General features: G+C 66.3%; 13 protein-coding genes, 1 tRNA gene and 1 pseudogene. 8 read left to right on the forward strand and 7 right to left on the reverse strand.

The genetic code is table 11. From position 1 onward, the window contains the following. Window positions 1-503: 503 nt before the first annotated feature. A pseudogene (locus tag SCH01S_RS17505) lies at window positions 504-593 on the forward strand (PEPxxWA-CTERM sorting domain-containing protein); the annotation flags it as partial. A 65-nt stretch (window positions 594-658) separates the two neighbouring features. On the opposite strand, the gene SCH01S_RS15010 reads toward SCH01S_RS17505, so the two are convergent. Continuing rightward, window positions 659-823: a Flp family type IVb pilin gene (locus tag SCH01S_RS15010; protein WP_046349646.1), complete on the reverse strand. Its 165-nt coding sequence runs from the start codon at window positions 821-823 to the stop codon at window positions 659-661. A 160-nt stretch (window positions 824-983) separates the two neighbouring features. Between SCH01S_RS15010 and SCH01S_RS15015 the strand changes: the two genes are divergently transcribed. After that, window positions 984-1,568 carry a GNAT family N-acetyltransferase gene (locus tag SCH01S_RS15015; protein WP_046349647.1) on the forward strand — a complete coding sequence of 195 codons (585 nt, stop codon included), beginning with the start codon at window positions 984-986 and terminating at the stop codon, window positions 1,566-1,568. On the opposite strand, the gene SCH01S_RS15020 is transcribed toward SCH01S_RS15015, so the two are convergent. Continuing rightward, entirely contained in the window at window positions 1,527-2,285 is a 759-nt protein-coding gene (locus SCH01S_RS15020) for a hypothetical protein (RefSeq protein ID WP_046349648.1), read from the reverse strand. The two genes, SCH01S_RS15015 and SCH01S_RS15020, sit on opposite strands and share 42 nt — an antisense overlap. 63 nt (window positions 2,286-2,348) lie before the next feature. Here SCH01S_RS15020 and lipB point away from each other — a divergent pair, with 63 nt between their 5' ends. The 3 genes from lipB (at window position 2,349) to SCH01S_RS15035 (ending at window position 4,222) form a co-directional block, all read left to right on the forward strand. Beyond that, a complete protein-coding gene (gene lipB / locus SCH01S_RS15025; RefSeq protein ID WP_046349649.1) occupies window positions 2,349-3,011 on the forward strand; it encodes a lipoyl(octanoyl) transferase LipB in 663 nt (220 codons plus the stop codon). 90 nt (window positions 3,012-3,101) lie between these two features. Further along, window positions 3,102-3,401 carry a hypothetical protein gene (locus SCH01S_RS15030; protein ID WP_052733973.1) on the forward strand — a complete coding sequence of 100 codons (300 nt, stop codon included), beginning with the start codon at window positions 3,102-3,104 and terminating at the stop codon, window positions 3,399-3,401. A gap of 161 nt (window positions 3,402-3,562) precedes the next feature. After that, window positions 3,563-4,222 (forward strand): hypothetical protein, encoded by a 660-nt coding sequence (locus tag SCH01S_RS15035; protein ID WP_046349650.1) that lies wholly within the window; start codon window positions 3,563-3,565, stop codon window positions 4,220-4,222. On the opposite strand, the gene dnaE is transcribed toward SCH01S_RS15035, so the two are convergent. Continuing rightward, complete coding sequence (gene dnaE, locus SCH01S_RS15040; protein ID WP_046349651.1) at window positions 4,219-7,815, reverse strand: DNA polymerase III subunit alpha; 3,597 nt, start codon at window positions 7,813-7,815, stop codon at window positions 4,219-4,221. The two genes, SCH01S_RS15035 and dnaE, sit on opposite strands and share 4 nt — an antisense overlap. 219 nt (window positions 7,816-8,034) lie before the next feature. Here dnaE and SCH01S_RS15045 point away from each other — a divergent pair, with 219 nt between their 5' ends. Next, on the forward strand, window positions 8,035-9,456 hold the full coding sequence (locus SCH01S_RS15045) for an MFS transporter (RefSeq protein ID WP_046349652.1): 1,422 nt from the start codon (window positions 8,035-8,037) through the stop codon (window positions 9,454-9,456). Between the two features lie 6 nt (window positions 9,457-9,462). Here the strand turns inward: SCH01S_RS15045 and SCH01S_RS15050 are convergent, their stop codons facing one another. The 4 genes from SCH01S_RS15050 to SCH01S_RS15065 are packed head-to-tail and all read right to left on the reverse strand — an operon-like array spanning window position 9,463 to window position 13,059. Further along, window positions 9,463-10,605 carry a glycoside hydrolase family 1 protein gene (locus SCH01S_RS15050; RefSeq protein WP_046349653.1) on the reverse strand — a complete coding sequence of 381 codons (1,143 nt, stop codon included), beginning with the start codon at window positions 10,603-10,605 and terminating at the stop codon, window positions 9,463-9,465. A gap of 43 nt (window positions 10,606-10,648) precedes the next feature. After that, window positions 10,649-11,128 (reverse strand): glutathione peroxidase, encoded by a 480-nt coding sequence (locus SCH01S_RS15055; protein ID WP_046349654.1) that lies wholly within the window; start codon window positions 11,126-11,128, stop codon window positions 10,649-10,651. 13 nt (window positions 11,129-11,141) lie between these two features. Further along, window positions 11,142-11,816, reverse strand: coding sequence for an ABC transporter ATP-binding protein (locus SCH01S_RS15060; RefSeq protein WP_046349655.1), 675 nt, complete (start codon window positions 11,814-11,816; stop codon window positions 11,142-11,144). Further along, window positions 11,809-13,059 carry a lipoprotein-releasing ABC transporter permease subunit gene (locus tag SCH01S_RS15065; protein WP_046349656.1) on the reverse strand — a complete coding sequence of 417 codons (1,251 nt, stop codon included), beginning with the start codon at window positions 13,057-13,059 and terminating at the stop codon, window positions 11,809-11,811. The genes SCH01S_RS15060 and SCH01S_RS15065 overlap by 8 nt, the downstream gene beginning before the upstream one ends. A gap of 466 nt (window positions 13,060-13,525) precedes the next feature. On the opposite strand from SCH01S_RS15065, the gene SCH01S_RS15070 reads away from it, so the two are divergent. Beyond that, window positions 13,526-13,602: transfer RNA gene (locus tag SCH01S_RS15070), tRNA-Pro, on the forward strand. A 221-nt stretch (window positions 13,603-13,823) separates the two neighbouring features. Then, window positions 13,824-14,363 carry a glycoside hydrolase family 108 protein gene (locus SCH01S_RS15075; RefSeq protein ID WP_046349657.1) on the forward strand — a complete coding sequence of 180 codons (540 nt, stop codon included), beginning with the start codon at window positions 13,824-13,826 and terminating at the stop codon, window positions 14,361-14,363. The last annotated feature ends 33 nt before the right edge of the window (window positions 14,364-14,396 follow it).

A 14,396-nucleotide genomic window follows, 5' to 3' on the forward strand; every position in this document is an offset into this window, starting at 1 on the left:
GTACCCAGTCGGTGTTCGACGATCAGGTGGGGGACAGCTATGCTGCTGTCACCTGGACGGAAATCGGCGGCCTCACCGCCCTTCCGACGCGTCCCGATCACATCGGGACCTCTGCTTCGGACATCAACGAGGATGGCCTCGTCAGCGGCGGCGACTATGACGGCAACGTCACGGACACCGGGCTCTGGTGGGATGCCGCACACAACCTGCATACGTTGAGCTTCGTGGCGGGCACGACCGGCTCGATCACCACCGGGATCAACAACCGGAACCAGATCGTCGGATTTTCCGCGGATGAGAATGTCTGCGATATCTTTGGCGACCAGACGTGCCGGCGCGCGTCGTTGTGGGACCTGAACGGCAATGCCACGGATTTGAACACGTTGATCGATCCGAAGCTCGGCTACACGTTGCTGTTCGCGAACGGCATCAACGATCTCGGGCAAATCTATGGCGAGGCGATGGACGCGACCGGCCGCCGCTTCCTGTTCCTCGCCCGCCCGGTGCCCGAACCGGCGACCTGGGCGATGATGATCCTGGGCTTCGGCCTCGTGGGCGGCGCTGCGAGGCGTCGCGTACCCGCGATCGCCTGAGCGCAAACGAAAACGGGCGGCGAGTTGCCTCGCCGCCCGTCCGTTCTTCGGCAGTAAGCGGTCGCTTACTGGACCATGTTCTGGGACACGGTGTTGAAGGTCTTCGCGACCTTGCCGCCCAGGTTCGACATGGCGGTGATCGCGGCAACGGCGATCAGCGCGGCGATCAGGCCGTACTCGATCGCGGTCGCGCCCTTGTTGTTGCGGATGATCTTGCGGACGAACTGCATTGGGAATCTCCTTGTACGCTCTACTCAACCTGCTCGGGCCGATATCAGCCGTATCCCGCGTACGCCCGCGACGGTTGAAGGAGTCTTAAACGTGGCCACCGATCATACTTAACTCCGCAAACACCAGGACGGCGGAGCCGGACCCGGCTAGGGACGTGCGATGCCGCTCACTCCGATCCCCGCCGGCCAAGTGGCCACGATCGTCACCTCGCTTGAAATGCGGGCGCGCCCGCCGCTCCGGCCGATGCCGACATCCGACCTGCGCCTGGTCCGCTGGGCCCATCCCGCGCTCGGGAGATATCGCACGCTGTTCCGTCGGGTCGGCGAGCCCTGGCTCTGGTTCTCGCGACTGGCGATGAGCGATGCGGACGTGACCCGGATCATCGAGGACGAGCAGGTCCACGTGTTCGCCGTCGAGGACCGGACGGGAATTGAAGTCGGCATGCTGGAGCTCGATTTCCGCGAATCGGGCCAGTGCGAGCTCGCCTATTTCGGGCTGGTGCCGGAGCTCGCCGGACAAGGGCACGGTCGCTGGCTGATGGCGCAGGCTCTGGCGATGGCGTGGCGGCCGGGCGTCGCGCGGGTCTGGGTGCATACCTGCACGCTCGATCACCCCTCGGCGCTGAATTTCTATCGTGCCCAGGGGTTCGCGCCGTTCGCGCAGGCGGTGGAGACCTTCCCGGACCCGCGGCTCACCGGCCATCTACCGCGAGACGCGGCGCCGCACGTCCCCCTGCTCGCCTAGCTGCCGCCAGCCGGCGACGCCGACCAGCACCAGCAGCAGCGACACCGCCGCCCCGCACACCGCATCGACAAAGGCGTCGAGGAAGCGGTCGAGCCCGCTGCCGCCCGCGAGCGCGCCGATCACGCCGACGATCGATCCGACCGCGGCGGTCAGGACCACGCCCGCGACATAAATGATCGCCGCCATCAGGAAGATGCGCCAGCCATTGCCGCGGCTCGCCTCGAAGCCGGCGGTCAGCCCGGCGATCGGGCCATGCGCTCGCGTGGTGACAAAGCCCACCTCTGCCAAAAAGGTCCGCCCGAAGATGTAGAAGGCGGGCACCACGAACAGCAGGCTGCCGCCAAGCAGCATCAGCCCGATCAGAATGTCCATGAGGACGAACATCAGCAGCAGCTTCGCGCCGGCGGTGAGCGCTTCGCCGACGGTCGGGCGTTCGGGGCCGAGCAGCAGGATCAGCATCGCCAACCGGCCGAGCGCCGCGAGCACTGCGACCAGGATGATCCAGACGAAATTGGCCTCGGTCCAGGCGGCGATCTCCGCGACCCAGGTCTCGCTTTTTCCGCTCGGCACGAACGGCCGCAGCGCATTCAGCAGCAGCGCCGGCAGCATGATGAAGAAGCCGGTGAGCGTCAGCAGGATCTCGCGCTGGCCGTTGAGCAACGCCATCGCATCAGTCCAGGCACGGCCGGCGTCGAACGGGAAAGGTTTGTCCTGCATCGCGCGCGCTTATAGCCGCTGATCCGCTTGAAGCGAGCGCCGCGAGCCCCGATAGCGGCGGCAATGATGATCGACGACGTCGAATGGCAGGTCACGCCCGGCCTGACCGACTATCAAGCGGCGGTGGCCGACATGGAGGCGCGCGCCGAGGCGATCCGGGCGGGGACGGCGCGCGAGCGGATCTGGCTGGTCGAGCACCCGCCGCTCTACACCGCCGGCACCAGCGCGGATTCGGCCGAGCTGATCGACCCGCGCTTTCCGGTGCACGCGACCGGGCGCGGCGGCCGCTACACCTATCACGGCCCCGGCCAGCGGGTCGGCTATGTCCAGCTCGACCTGGACCGCCGCGGTCGCGACGTGCGCTGTTTCGTTCACCAGCTGGAGCAATGGGTGATCGGCGCGCTGGGCGCGCTCGGCGTCGACGCCCGCGCGGTCGAGGGGCGGGTCGGTATCTGGGTCGATACGCCCCGCGGGGAAGCGAAGATCGGCGCCATCGGCGTGCGGGTGCGGCGCTGGGTCACGCTGCACGGCTTTTCGGTGAACGCCGATCCCGATCTGGATCACTTCTCCGGCATAGTGCCTTGTGGTTTGAGCGAATTTCCGGTCGCAAGCCTGGCCTCGATCGGGAACAATGCATCGCTTGATGCGCTGGACAGCGCGCTCCGGACGACACTCCCCGGGTTCCTCGCCGCGCTCGCCAAGGCGTGCGAAAAGAAGAACTCTTGAGGGGCGAAGCTTTTGTGTCTAAGAACGGGGCTGATTTGGCTAACGGAGGGCCACCGAGCCGGCCAAATCGCCAATATAAGGGAGTTTCGAATGCGTGACCTTCTCACGAAAGTTCTGACCGGCTCGATGATTGCCGGCGCTGCTCTGATGGTTTCGGCTTGCGGCAGCAAGCAAGAAGCCAACAACATGGAGACGGCGAACGTCACCGAGATGAACACCACCGACATGAACACCACGACCGACAACATGACTGCTGTCGACGCGGCGAATGGCACCGGCAATATGGCCGGCGACATGAACGCCATGAACTCGAGCGGCAACATGGCGGGCAACAACATGTCCGGCAACATGATGGGCAACAACATGTCCAACGGCGCGGCCGGCAAGTAAGCCTGACCGTTTACAGCTTTCGAAGGGCCGTCCGGGCAATCGGGCGGCCCTTCTTCTTTGACGGTAGGGCGAGCCGTATACGCGCCGATTTATATGACCAGAGCGGTTTGTATCGCACGAAAATGCCGCTAGGCTGCGAACACTCCCGGAGTTTCGTTTCGATGGCTTTACGACTTGCTTCCTTCGTCGCCGCTGCTTTTCTCGCCTTTGCTCCCGCCGCCGCCCCTGCTGCGTTTTTCTGGAAAGCGCCGGACCTGCACGGCGAGCCGGTGACCGGCACGGAGCCGGGCGTTCTGACGGACACGCTGCCGGGCGCGACCCCCGCCGAGATTCGCGCGGCGCTCGTCTGGAACCTGCGCTCCGGCCTCAACGTCGCCGCGCTTCAATGCCAGTTCGAACCGACCCTGCTCACGCGCGATCAGTACAACGCGCTGCTCGACAATCATCGCGACGAGCTGGCGAACGCCTATCAGGTGCTCAGCAATTACTTCAAACGCACCGACAAGAAGAACGGCCAGACCAAGCTCGACCAGTACGGCACCCGCACCTATTCGAGCTTTTCGACGGTGCTCGGCCAATACACATTCTGCGAAACGGCCAGCGCGATCGGCGCCGACGCGATCTTTGCGCCCAAGGGCCAGCTCTACAAGGTCGCCGAAAACCGCATGCGTGAGCTGCGCAAGAGCCTGGCGCTCGCCGGCGAGCAGCAATTCCGCTTCTGGGTCCCGCCCTACACGCCGCTGCTGCCGCCGTTCGACGACCGCTGCTGGAAGAAGAACGACCTGCGCGACCGCAAGGGCTGCGACTGGAGCTGGGGCTAGGAGACCAGCGCCAGTCGCGGCAGCTCGGCCGCCTTCAGCGAGACGCTGACCACACCCGGCACCCGCTCGATCCGCGCCGCCAGCTCGGCGTCCAAACTAAAGTCGCGGCCCAGCCGCACGTCCGCTTCGCCGGCCGCCGTCTTGGCGAGCAGCCTCAGCTCGCCCCGCCCGCCGCGTAGAGGCTCGACCAGCGCCTTCAGCGCCGTCATCGCAGTCGCGTCATCCAGCTCGATTTCCAGCACCAGCCGCGTGTTCGTCGAGAGTCCCTCGAACGGGCGGATGCCGCGGATGGTGACGCGCGGCGTCTCCTCCCCGGCACGCTTGTCGAGCTCGACCGACAGCAGACCGCAGCCGCCGGTGCGCGCCGCTTCCTCCAGATCCTTCGCCGCAGCGTCGTCGAAACAGCTCGCGACGAACTGTCCCGAAGCGTCGGAACAGGTCGCAAGCAGATAACGGCGTCCTTTCGCGGAGGTGCGCCAGCGCACATCCTCGACCAGGCCGGCCATCGTCCCCGGCACCCGCTCTTCGCCGATATTGGCGCCGCACAGAGCGCCGTAGCTCTTCGCACCATGCGCGTCCGCGAGGTGGCGGTAGCGGTCGATCGGATGGGCCGAGAAATAGAAGCCGAACGCCTCCTTTTCCTGGGTCATCCGCTCGGCGAGCGACCAGTGCGCGTTCTGCGGCAGCTTGATCGCGGCGACGCTGGCCTCGCCCATGCCGAACAGCCCGCCCTGCCCGCTGGTGCGCTGCTCCTCGGCGCGCGCGGCGACGGCGAGCATCGTTTCGGCGACCGCGAACACGCCCGCCCGCTCCGGCTCGATGGAATCGAACGCGCCGGCGCCGGCAAGGCTTTCCATCTGGCGTCGGTTGAGCAGCTTCGGATCGACGCGGTTCGCGAAATCGTCGAGCGACTTGAACGCACCGCCCTTCGTCCGCTCTTCGACCAGCAACTCCATCGCCCGCTCGCCGACATTCTTGAGCGCGCCGAGCGCATAGCGCACGGCCAGTCCTTCGCCCGCCGCTTCCACGCTGAACTCCGCCTCAGACACGTTCACGTCGGGCGGCAGCACGGACACCTCGAGCCGCCGCATGTCGTCGACGAACACGCAGAGCTTATCGGTCTGCGCCATGTCGTAGCACATCGACGCGGCGTAGAAATCGTGCGGGTAATGAGCCTTCAGCCAGGCAGTCTGATAGGCGAGCAGCGCGTAGGCGGCCGCGTGGCTCTTGTTGAAACCATAGCCGGCGAATTTGTCGATCAAGTCGAACAGCTCGTTCGCCTTTTCGGCGGGGATGCCGTTCACCTTCGCGCAGCCCTCGACGAAGATTGCGCGCTGCGCATCCATTTCCGCCTTGATCTTCTTGCCCATCGCGCGGCGCAGCAGGTCGGCGCCACCAAGCGAATAGCCGGCAAGGATCTGCGCCGCCTGCATCACCTGTTCCTGGTAGACGAAGATGCCGTAGGTCTCCTTCAGGATGCCCTCCAGCAGCGGTTGCGGGTATTCGATCTCCTCCTGACCGTTCTTGCGGCGGCCGAACATCGGGATGTTGTCCATCGGCCCCGGCCGATAGAGCGCGTTGAGGGCAATGATGTCTTCGAACACGGTCGGCTTCACCGCCGCCAGCGTGCGGCGCATCCCTTCCGATTCCAGCTGGAACACGCCCACCGTCTCGCCGCGCTGGAGAAGCTTGTAGACCTCCTCGTCGTCCCAGGTCAGCGCATCGAGATCGACCGCGATGCCGCGCTTTGCCAGCATCTCGATCGCCTTCTTCAGCACCGACAGGGTCTTGAGCCCCAGGAAGTCGAATTTCACCAGCCCGGCGCCTTCGACATATTTCATGTCGAACTGGGTGACCGGCATGTCGGAGCGCGGATCGCGGTACAGCGGGATCAGCTCGGCCAACGGGCGGTCGCCGATCACCACGCCGGCGGCATGGGTCGAGCTGTGGCGCGGAAAGCCTTCCAGCTTCATCGCCAGATCGAACAGCCGCTTCACTTCGCGGTCGTTCTTGTATTCGGCGGCAAGCTCCGAAACTCCGTTCAGCGCGCGTTCCAGCGTCCACGGATCGGTCGGGTGGTTCGGCACCAGCTTCGCCAGCCGGTCGACCTGGCCATAGCTCATCTGCAGCACGCGGCCGGTGTCCTTCAGCACCGCGCGCGCCTTCAGCCGGCCGAAGGTGATGATCTGCGCGACCGTGTCACGGCCATAGCGCTGCTGGACGTAGCGGATGACCTTGTCGCGATGGGTTTCGCAGAAGTCGATGTCGAAGTCCGGCATCGACACGCGTTCCGGGTTCAGGAAGCGCTCGAACAGCAGGCCCAGCTTCATCGGGTCCAGATCGGTGATCGTCAGTGCCCAGGCGACCACCGATCCCGCGCCCGAACCACGGCCCGGCCCCACCGGAATATCGTTCGTCTTCGCCCATTTGATGAAGTCGGCGACGATCAGGAAATAGCCCGGGAATCCCATCTGGATGATGACGTCCAGCTCGAACTCGAGCCGGGTGAAGTAATCGGGGTATTTTTGCCGGAGATCGCTTTCGCTGACCTCCTCACCGGTTTGGGCTGAGCCTGTCGAAGCCCTCCCGTCCTCTTGCTGAGGTGCAGAAAAAGAAGGGAGGCCTTCGACAAGCTCAGGCCGAACCGCGTGTGAGTGCAGGCTCTCGATCCTCCGCAGCCGCGCGATCAACCCCGCCCGCGCATCCTCGCGCAGTGTCGCCGCCTCGCCCTCGCGATCGCCGGCAAGGCTGGGCAGGATCGGCTTGCGCTTCGGCGCCGCGACCGCGCAGCGCTGGGCCACCACCAAAGTGTTGGCCAGCGCCTCCGGCAGGTCCTCGAACAGCTTCTGCATTTCAGGCAGCGGCTTCAGCCAGGCGTCGGGCGAGCTTTTGCGCCGGTCGTCGCTGTCGAGATAGGCGCTGTCCGCAATGCACAGCATCGCGTCGTGCGCCGCGTGGAAATGATCGTCGCCAAAGCATGCCGGATTGGTCGCGACCAACGGCAGGTCATGGGCATAGGCGAGGTCGATCAGATGCTTTTCGGCGCGCGCCTCGATCTCGTTCATCCGCCGCGACAGCTCGATATACAGCCGGTTCGGGAACAGCCGCTCCAGCCGGTCGACATAGTCGATCGCCTCCGCCGCCTGCTCCTCGGCGAACAATCGCGCCAGCGCGCCTTCCGCGCCGGCAGTGAGGCAAAGCAGCCCGTCGGTCTTGCCGGCCAGCGCCTCGAACGGAACATGTGGGTCCTGCTCGATCGGGCGATCGAGATGGGCGGCCGAAACCAGCTCGCACAGATTGCGGTAGCCGGTCTCGTCCTGCGCGTAGAGCACGAGCCAGTCGAGCGCCGGCGGCGCATCGCCGCGCGGCGGCCGCGCGACGCCCAGCATCGCACCGATGACCGGCTGGACGCCCGCCTTCATCGCGGCCTCCGAAAAGGCCATCGCCGCGTAAAGGCCGTTGCGGTCGGTCAGCGCTGCGGCCGGAAATCCGTGCCGCTTGGCGAGCTTGACGATGTCCTTCGGGTCGAGCGCGCCTTCGAGCATCGTGTAAGCGGAAAAGATGCGGAGAGGCACGAACGGCGCATGAGGCATGACGCCTGTATGGGGACGCCGACCGATTCAGGGAAGGAAAAGCCGAGGGTTATCCCCACCAATCCCTCCCTCTCCCATCGGGCGAGGGCGACTCGCGGCAACGCAGCGAGCGGGGTGAGGGTGAGGGTGAGGGCGTCGACCATTCAAAACCCCGTCGCCCTCACCCGCTCGGGCTAGCGCCCGAGTCGACCTCTCCCGACGGGAGAGGTAGGGAGCGACATGGCCCAGGCCGTTTCCGCGCCATGCGACCAGGCTTCGGCCGCGAACGTTCCGGGCAAGGCGACCGCCCGCCCCTCCGCTGTCCTCCTCGCGACGATCCTCGCATCCAGCCTGTCGTTCGTCGACGGCTCGGTCGTGAACGTGGCGCTGCCGACGATCGGGCACAGCCTCGGCGCGGACGCGGCCGACCTGCAATGGATCGTCAACGCTTATCTGCTGCCGCTGTCTGCCTTTCTGCTGCTGGGCGGGGCCGCGGGCGATCGTTATGGCCGCCGGCGAATGTTCCTGTCGGGCATCGCCGCCTTTGCGCTCGCTTCGATCCTTTGCGCTGCGGCGCCAAGCATGGAGCTGCTGATCGCCGGCCGCGTGATCCAGGGCGCCAGCTCGGCGCTGTTGATGCCGAACAGCCTCGCGATCCTGGGATCGTCGTTCGAAGGCGAGCGGCGCGGCAAGTCGATCGGCACCTGGGCCGCGGCCGGCGCCGTTGCCGGAGCCATCGGACCGCTGATCGGCGGGGTGCTGGTGGATGCCGTCAGCTGGCGCGCGATCTTCCTGGTCAACCTACCGCTTGCGGGTGGCGCGCTGTGGCTCGGCGCACGCTTCGTTCCTGACAGCAGGAACGGCGATCGCGCGCGCCTCGATTGGATCGGCGGTGCGCTGGCGACGCTTGGGCTCGCCGGCCTGACCTGGGGTTTGACCGTCCTGTCCGGTCCTGCCCCGATCGGCGGCGGCCCTGTTTCGGTCGCGCTTGGTCTGGCCGCGCTCGGCCTGTTCCTGCTCCTCGAGCGTCGCCGCGGCGACCGGGCGATGATGCCGCTGGGGCTGTTCGCCACCTCCAGCTATATCGGTCTGTCGATCCTGACCCTGCTGCTTTACGGCGCGCTGGGCGGCCTGTTCGTGCTGTTCCCCTATCTGCTGATCGAGGCCGGCCATTATTCGGCGGTGAAGGCGGGCGCGGCGCTGCTGCCGCTGCCGGTGATGATCGGCGTCGCGTCGCGGTTCATGGGGCAGCTCGCCACCCGCATCGGGCCGCGCTGGCCGCTGACCGTCGGGCCGCTTGTGGTCGCCGGCGGCTTCGCGCTCGCCAGCAGGATCGACCCCGCCGCAAGCTATTGGACAGGCGTGCTGCCGCCGCTGCTGCTGATCGCGATCGGCATGGCCGGCGCGGTGGCGCCGCTGACGACGGCAATGATGAACTCGGTCGATCCCCAGCATGTCGGCACCGCCAACGGTGCGAACAGCGCCCTTGCCCGCACCGGCGGCCTGCTCGCGACCGCGCTGCTCGGCTCGGTGCTGAGCCGGCACGGCGCGGCGCTGGTGCAGGCCGTCGGCACGGCCAGCTGGTTCGCCGCCGGAGCCTGCGTCGTCGCAGGGCTGGCGAGCCTGTTGCTGCTGGAGCAGCACAGGCTCAAGCCGAAATGACAGGTCTTATGCCCGCTCTACGGCCAGGCTTTCAGGGCTGGTGAGGCCGAACAATCCGCGCTGGCGTTCCAGTTCGTCATACAGGTGCACGTTCAGCGCACGCGACCCGTCCGCCAGGATCGATGTGAACATGCCGACCTCGGCATGGCGGCTGTTGTCCCAGCCGGGATAGGCGGTGATCGGATACAGGCACACGCCCTCGATCCGCGCGCCGCGCGCCATCGCGTTGCGCGTCTCGTCGCAGACATAATGGAACCAGGCCGGACGTCCGGACCCCTCGGCGCCGGTCTCCGCGATGAAGATCGGCTTGTCGTAGCGCGCCGCGACTTCGATCAGCATGTCGGCGAGCCGCCGGTATTCGTGATGCCCCATCGGAATGGTCGGCCCGTGATAATACCATTGATTGTGCGGGTAGAAATTGAGGCCGATCAGGTCGATCGCGTCGGGGCGGCCGCCCAGCTCCGGATCCATCCGGCCGGTCAGCATGTCGTCGGCCTCGAACTGCGCGCGGCGATAATTGTCCGCGTCGACCATTTCCTGCGGGGTATGATCGCGCGGCGCGACATGGATCAGCGGCTCGGCGCCGATGAACCGCACCTCGGAATCGACCGCGCGGATGGCGTCGACCGCCGCCAGCCAGCAACGCACCAGGTGCTGTTTGATGGTGCCGTCCTCGACCTCGACCGGAGGGAAATATCCGGTCTCGACCGCCCAGGAGAAAAAGGAAATCTCATTGACCGGGCACACCATCGCCGGCTTGCCGGTGCGCTCGCGGTGGATGCGCACCGCCTCCGCAGCGAAATCGGCGAACATTTTCTCGAACTCACGCGTGCCGGGCTTCAGCCAATCGGGGCTGCCGTAATGATAGAGATCCCAGATGACCTGCACGCCGGCTTCCGCCGCCGCGTCCAGCATCGGCGTCCAGCAGTCCCAATCGCGGTGCAGCCGGTCGCGGCCGATCAGGTGCCAGCGCAGGCCGTCGCGGATCGCGGTCAATCCCAGCTCGGCGCAACGCCGATAATCGGCAAAGGCATGGGTGTCGTGGCCGGTCGCCTTGATCAGATCGAGCCGCACGCCATCCTTGCGGCGCTGCGACGAGCATTCGAAGCCAGCCATGAAGAAGCTGGTGAAGGGGGTGTCGTCGGTCATCCCCCGATGAACCCAGAGGCTCCGCGCGGGTTCCCCTTTCCCTCTATAGCAGCTTCTCGATGTCCGCCTCGATGTCCTCCGGTTTCGTCGTCGGCGCATAGCGGCGAACGACCTTGCCGGAGCGGTCCACCAGGAACTTGGTGAAGTTCCACTTGATCGAGCTCAGACCCATCAGGCCCGGCGCCGCCTTCTTCAGCCATTCATAAAGCGGGTCGGCGGCGGGCCCGTTGACCTCGATCTTGGCGAATACAGGAAAGGTCACGTCGTAGGTGAGCGAGCAGAAGGACGCGATCTCCTCCGCATTGCCGGGCTCCTGGCTGCCGAACTGGTTGCACGGAAAGCCCAGCACCTCGAAGCCGCGATCCTTGTACTTGCGATAGAGCGCCTCGAGCCCCGCATATTGCGGCGTGAAGCCGCATTTGCTGGCGACGTTGACGATCAGCAGCACCTTGCCCGCATGATCGGCGAGCCTCTCCGTCCCGCCGCCCGGCGTCCTGACGTGGAAATCGAGCACCGTCGCCATCGCGTTCCTCCTGCTATTCGAGCCGTCCCTCATGCAGCCTGAGCACCCGGTCCATCCGCATCGCTATGCGCTCGTTATGGGTCGCGACCAAAGCCGCCGACCCTTCGTCGCGCACCAGTCGCAGGAACTCATCGAATACGATGTCGGCGGTCGCCTCGTCGAGGTTGCCGGTGGGTTCGTCGGCCAGCACCAGCGCGGGCCGGTTAGCGAGCGCGCGGGCCACGGCGACCCGCTGCTGCTCGCCGCCAGACAGCTGGCTCGGCCGGTGGGTCAGCCGGTGACCCAGCCCCAGCGCGCTCAGCAGCGCCTCCGCCCGCACCTTGGCCGGCGCAGGTTCAGCGCCGCGGATCAGCTGCGGCAGCACGACATTCTCGGCCGCGCTGAAATCCGGCAGCAGGTGATGGAATTGATAGACGAACCCGATCCGGTCGCGCCGCACCTGCGTCCGCGCATCGCTGTCGAGCTTCGAGACTTCGTCGCCGCCGATGCGGATCGATCCGCCGAACCCGCCCTCCAGCAGGCCCACGGCCTGCAGCAGGGTCGACTTGCCCGATCCGCTCGGCCCAAGCAGCGCGACGATCTCGCCCGGCGCCACAGCCAGATCGATCCCGCGCAGCACCTCGATCGTCGCCCCGCCCTGGGTGAAGGAGCGGGTGAGGCCGGCCGTCGCCAGCACCGCGTCATTCATACCGAAGCACCTGCACCGGGTCCGTGCTCGCCGCCTTGAACGCAGGATACAGCGTCGCGAGGAAGCTCAAGCCCAGCGCCATCACCACGATCGCGGTCACCTCGAACGGATCGGTCTTGGCCGGCAGCTCGGTCAGGAACCGGATCGACGGGTCCCAGAGATTCTGCCCCGTCACCAGTTGCACGAAGTTCACCACCGCCTGGCGATAGAACAGAAACACCGCGCCGAGGATCAGCCCGGCGACGATACCCAGCGCGCCGATCGTCACGCCGATTGTGACGAACACCTTGATCAGCCCGGCCCTAGTCGCGCCCATCGTCCGCAGGATTGCGATGTCGCGCGTCTTTGCGCGCACCAGCATGATCAGCGACGACAGGATGTTGAACACCGCGACCAACACAATGATCGACAGCACCACGAACATCGCCACCCGCTCGACCTGCAATGCCTCGAACAGGCTCGCATTCATCTGCCGCCAGTCGGTGACGACGCCCTGGGCGCCCACCTTGCTGATCAGCGGGTGCAGGATCTCCGCGACGCGGTCCGGGTCGACCGTCTGGACCGTCACCATGCCGACCGCGTCGCCCAGCATCAGCAGCGTCTGCGCGTCCTGGATCGGCATGATCACGAACGCCTTGTCGTAATCATAGACGCCCACCTCGAAGATCGCTGCGACGCGGTAGCTGACGATTCGCGGCACCGTGCCGAACGGCGTCGTTTGTCCGTCGGGGCTGATCAGGCTGATCGAGCTGCCGACTCGCGCGCCCAGCATGTCGGCCAGCCGCGCGCCGATCGCGACATTGCCGCTGCCGGGGGTCAGCGCCTTCAGGTCGCCGTCGACGACCTTCCCTTTCAGAACGGGATTGTCGCGAATGTCTTCGACGCGCATGCCGCGCGCGAGCACGCCTTCGACCCGGCCCTCGAACGTCGCCATCAGCGGCTGCTCGATCAGCGGCGTCGCCTCGGTGACGCCGGGGGTCTTGCGCGCCTCCTCCAGGATCTCGCGCCAGCCGGGCAGCCGGCCGCCATAGCCCTGGATCACGGCATGGCCGTTCAGGCCGACCACCTTGTCGAACAGCTCGGCGCGAAAGCCGTTCATCACGCTCATGACAATAACAAGGGCGGCGACGCCCAGCATCACCGCGACCAGGCTGATCGAGGCGACCAGCGCGATGAACGCCTCCCCCTTGCCCGGCAGCAGATAGCGTCTGGCGATCATCCGCTCGTAGCGCGACAGGATCATTTTTCGTGGAACCAATTCGAAAACGGAACTTGCGTCTAGGCCGCCGCCGAGAGCGCCGCAACCGCGCCGTGTTGCGCCGAAGCAACAGGTTCGCGCAATTTACATGAATGTAGGATAAACGGGCATGACTCTTTCGGAAAGCTGACATAGCCTCCCTCAATCGAAGCGCAGGCTGTTGAAAATGGCCGTGGTTCGGGGAGAGTCGTCGCTCCGCAGGGCCTCTTGAAGGGGAGCTGGCCCACGCGTCGAGAGGCGGTTTTCAAGGGGGCTGACGGCAACGTCACGCGGGTGCCCGGGTCGGAAACGGTCCGGGCATTCGCTTGTCTGGGCTCCTCCCCTCTCCCCCTCTCCCGGTCTCCCCATTGGTGGAGAGGGTTGAGTGGGGCCAAGCCAAGCCTTGCCTTCCGCGGCCTTCCGCCATAAGTCCGCGCCTTCCGTCGGAGCAGCGCTTCGGCGAAGCCAAGGTCGGGGCGTAGCGCAGCCTGGTAGCGCATCACACTGGGGGTGTGGGGGTCGCAGGTTCGAATCCTGTCGCCCCGACCATTCTTTTCAACTCCTCCCCGGAACGGGGAGGCGGACCATGCGAAGCATGGTGGAGGGGTCGCGAGCGCAGCGAGCCCTTTTTGCTGTGTCACCCACCCGCCGCCCCCTCCACCACCGGCTTCGCCGGCGGTCCCCCTCCCCGTTCCGGGGAGGAGCAAAAATCTCTGTCCTACATATAACCTATCTGGTTACACCTCCGAGTCGCAGCACTTGGAGGACCTATGGACATCGACTCCCTGATCGACGCGCTAATCGAGCGCGAGGGCGATTATGCCGACCATCCCGCCGATCGCGGAGGCCCGACCCGCTTCGGCATCACCGAGGCCGTCGCCCGCGCGAACGGTTACGCAGGTGCGATGCGCGCCCTGCCGCTCGACACGGCGGCCTTGATCTACCGCCGCCTCTACTGGACTCGCCCGCGGTTCGACGCCGTCGCCGAGCGCGCTCCGGCCATCGCCGCCGAGCTGTTCGACACCGGCGCAAACATGGGGCCGAAGGTCGCCGCCGCCTTCCTCCAGCGCGCACTCAACGCCCTGAACCGCGGCGCCCGCGACTATGCCGATATTTCCGTCGACGGCCTTGTCGGCCCGGCGACGCTGGACGCGCTCGACGGCTTTCTCCGCCACCGCGGCCGCCCGGGCGAAGCGGTGCTGCTGAAGGCGATCGAAGCGCTCCAGGGCGAGCGCTACGTGCGCCTCGCCGAAGGCCGCCCGGCCAATGAGGCGTTCCTCTACGGCTGGCTCGCAAACCGGATTGGCTAATTTCTCCTCACACGTGTCAACTTCGTCAACTTC

The sequence above is a fragment of the Sphingomonas changbaiensis NBRC 104936 genome, assembly GCF_000974765.1.
GTDB lineage: Bacteria > Pseudomonadota > Alphaproteobacteria > Sphingomonadales > Sphingomonadaceae > Sphingomonas_B > Sphingomonas_B changbaiensis.

Coding starts and splice junctions, on each gene's coding strand:
- SCH01S_RS15010 (WP_046349646.1), bottom strand. CDS start 823: ATGCAGTTCGTCCGCAAGATCATCCGCAACAACAAGGGCGCGACCGCG.
- SCH01S_RS15015 (WP_046349647.1), top strand. CDS start 984: ATGCCGCTCACTCCGATCCCCGCCGGCCAAGTGGCCACGATCGTCACC.
- SCH01S_RS15020 (WP_046349648.1), bottom strand. CDS start 2,285: ATGCAGGACAAACCTTTCCCGTTCGACGCCGGCCGTGCCTGGACTGAT.
- lipB (WP_046349649.1), top strand. CDS start 2,349: ATGATGATCGACGACGTCGAATGGCAGGTCACGCCCGGCCTGACCGAC.
- SCH01S_RS15030 (WP_052733973.1), top strand. CDS start 3,102: ATGCGTGACCTTCTCACGAAAGTTCTGACCGGCTCGATGATTGCCGGC.
- SCH01S_RS15035 (WP_046349650.1), top strand. CDS start 3,563: ATGGCTTTACGACTTGCTTCCTTCGTCGCCGCTGCTTTTCTCGCCTTT.
- dnaE (WP_046349651.1), bottom strand. CDS start 7,815: ATGCCTCATGCGCCGTTCGTGCCTCTCCGCATCTTTTCCGCTTACACG.
- SCH01S_RS15045 (WP_046349652.1), top strand. CDS start 8,035: ATGGCCCAGGCCGTTTCCGCGCCATGCGACCAGGCTTCGGCCGCGAAC.
- SCH01S_RS15050 (WP_046349653.1), bottom strand. CDS start 10,605: ATGACCGACGACACCCCCTTCACCAGCTTCTTCATGGCTGGCTTCGAA.
- SCH01S_RS15055 (WP_046349654.1), bottom strand. CDS start 11,128: ATGGCGACGGTGCTCGATTTCCACGTCAGGACGCCGGGCGGCGGGACG.
- SCH01S_RS15060 (WP_046349655.1), bottom strand. CDS start 11,816: ATGAATGACGCGGTGCTGGCGACGGCCGGCCTCACCCGCTCCTTCACC.
- SCH01S_RS15065 (WP_046349656.1), bottom strand. CDS start 13,059: ATGATCCTGTCGCGCTACGAGCGGATGATCGCCAGACGCTATCTGCTG.
- SCH01S_RS15075 (WP_046349657.1), top strand. CDS start 13,824: ATGGACATCGACTCCCTGATCGACGCGCTAATCGAGCGCGAGGGCGAT.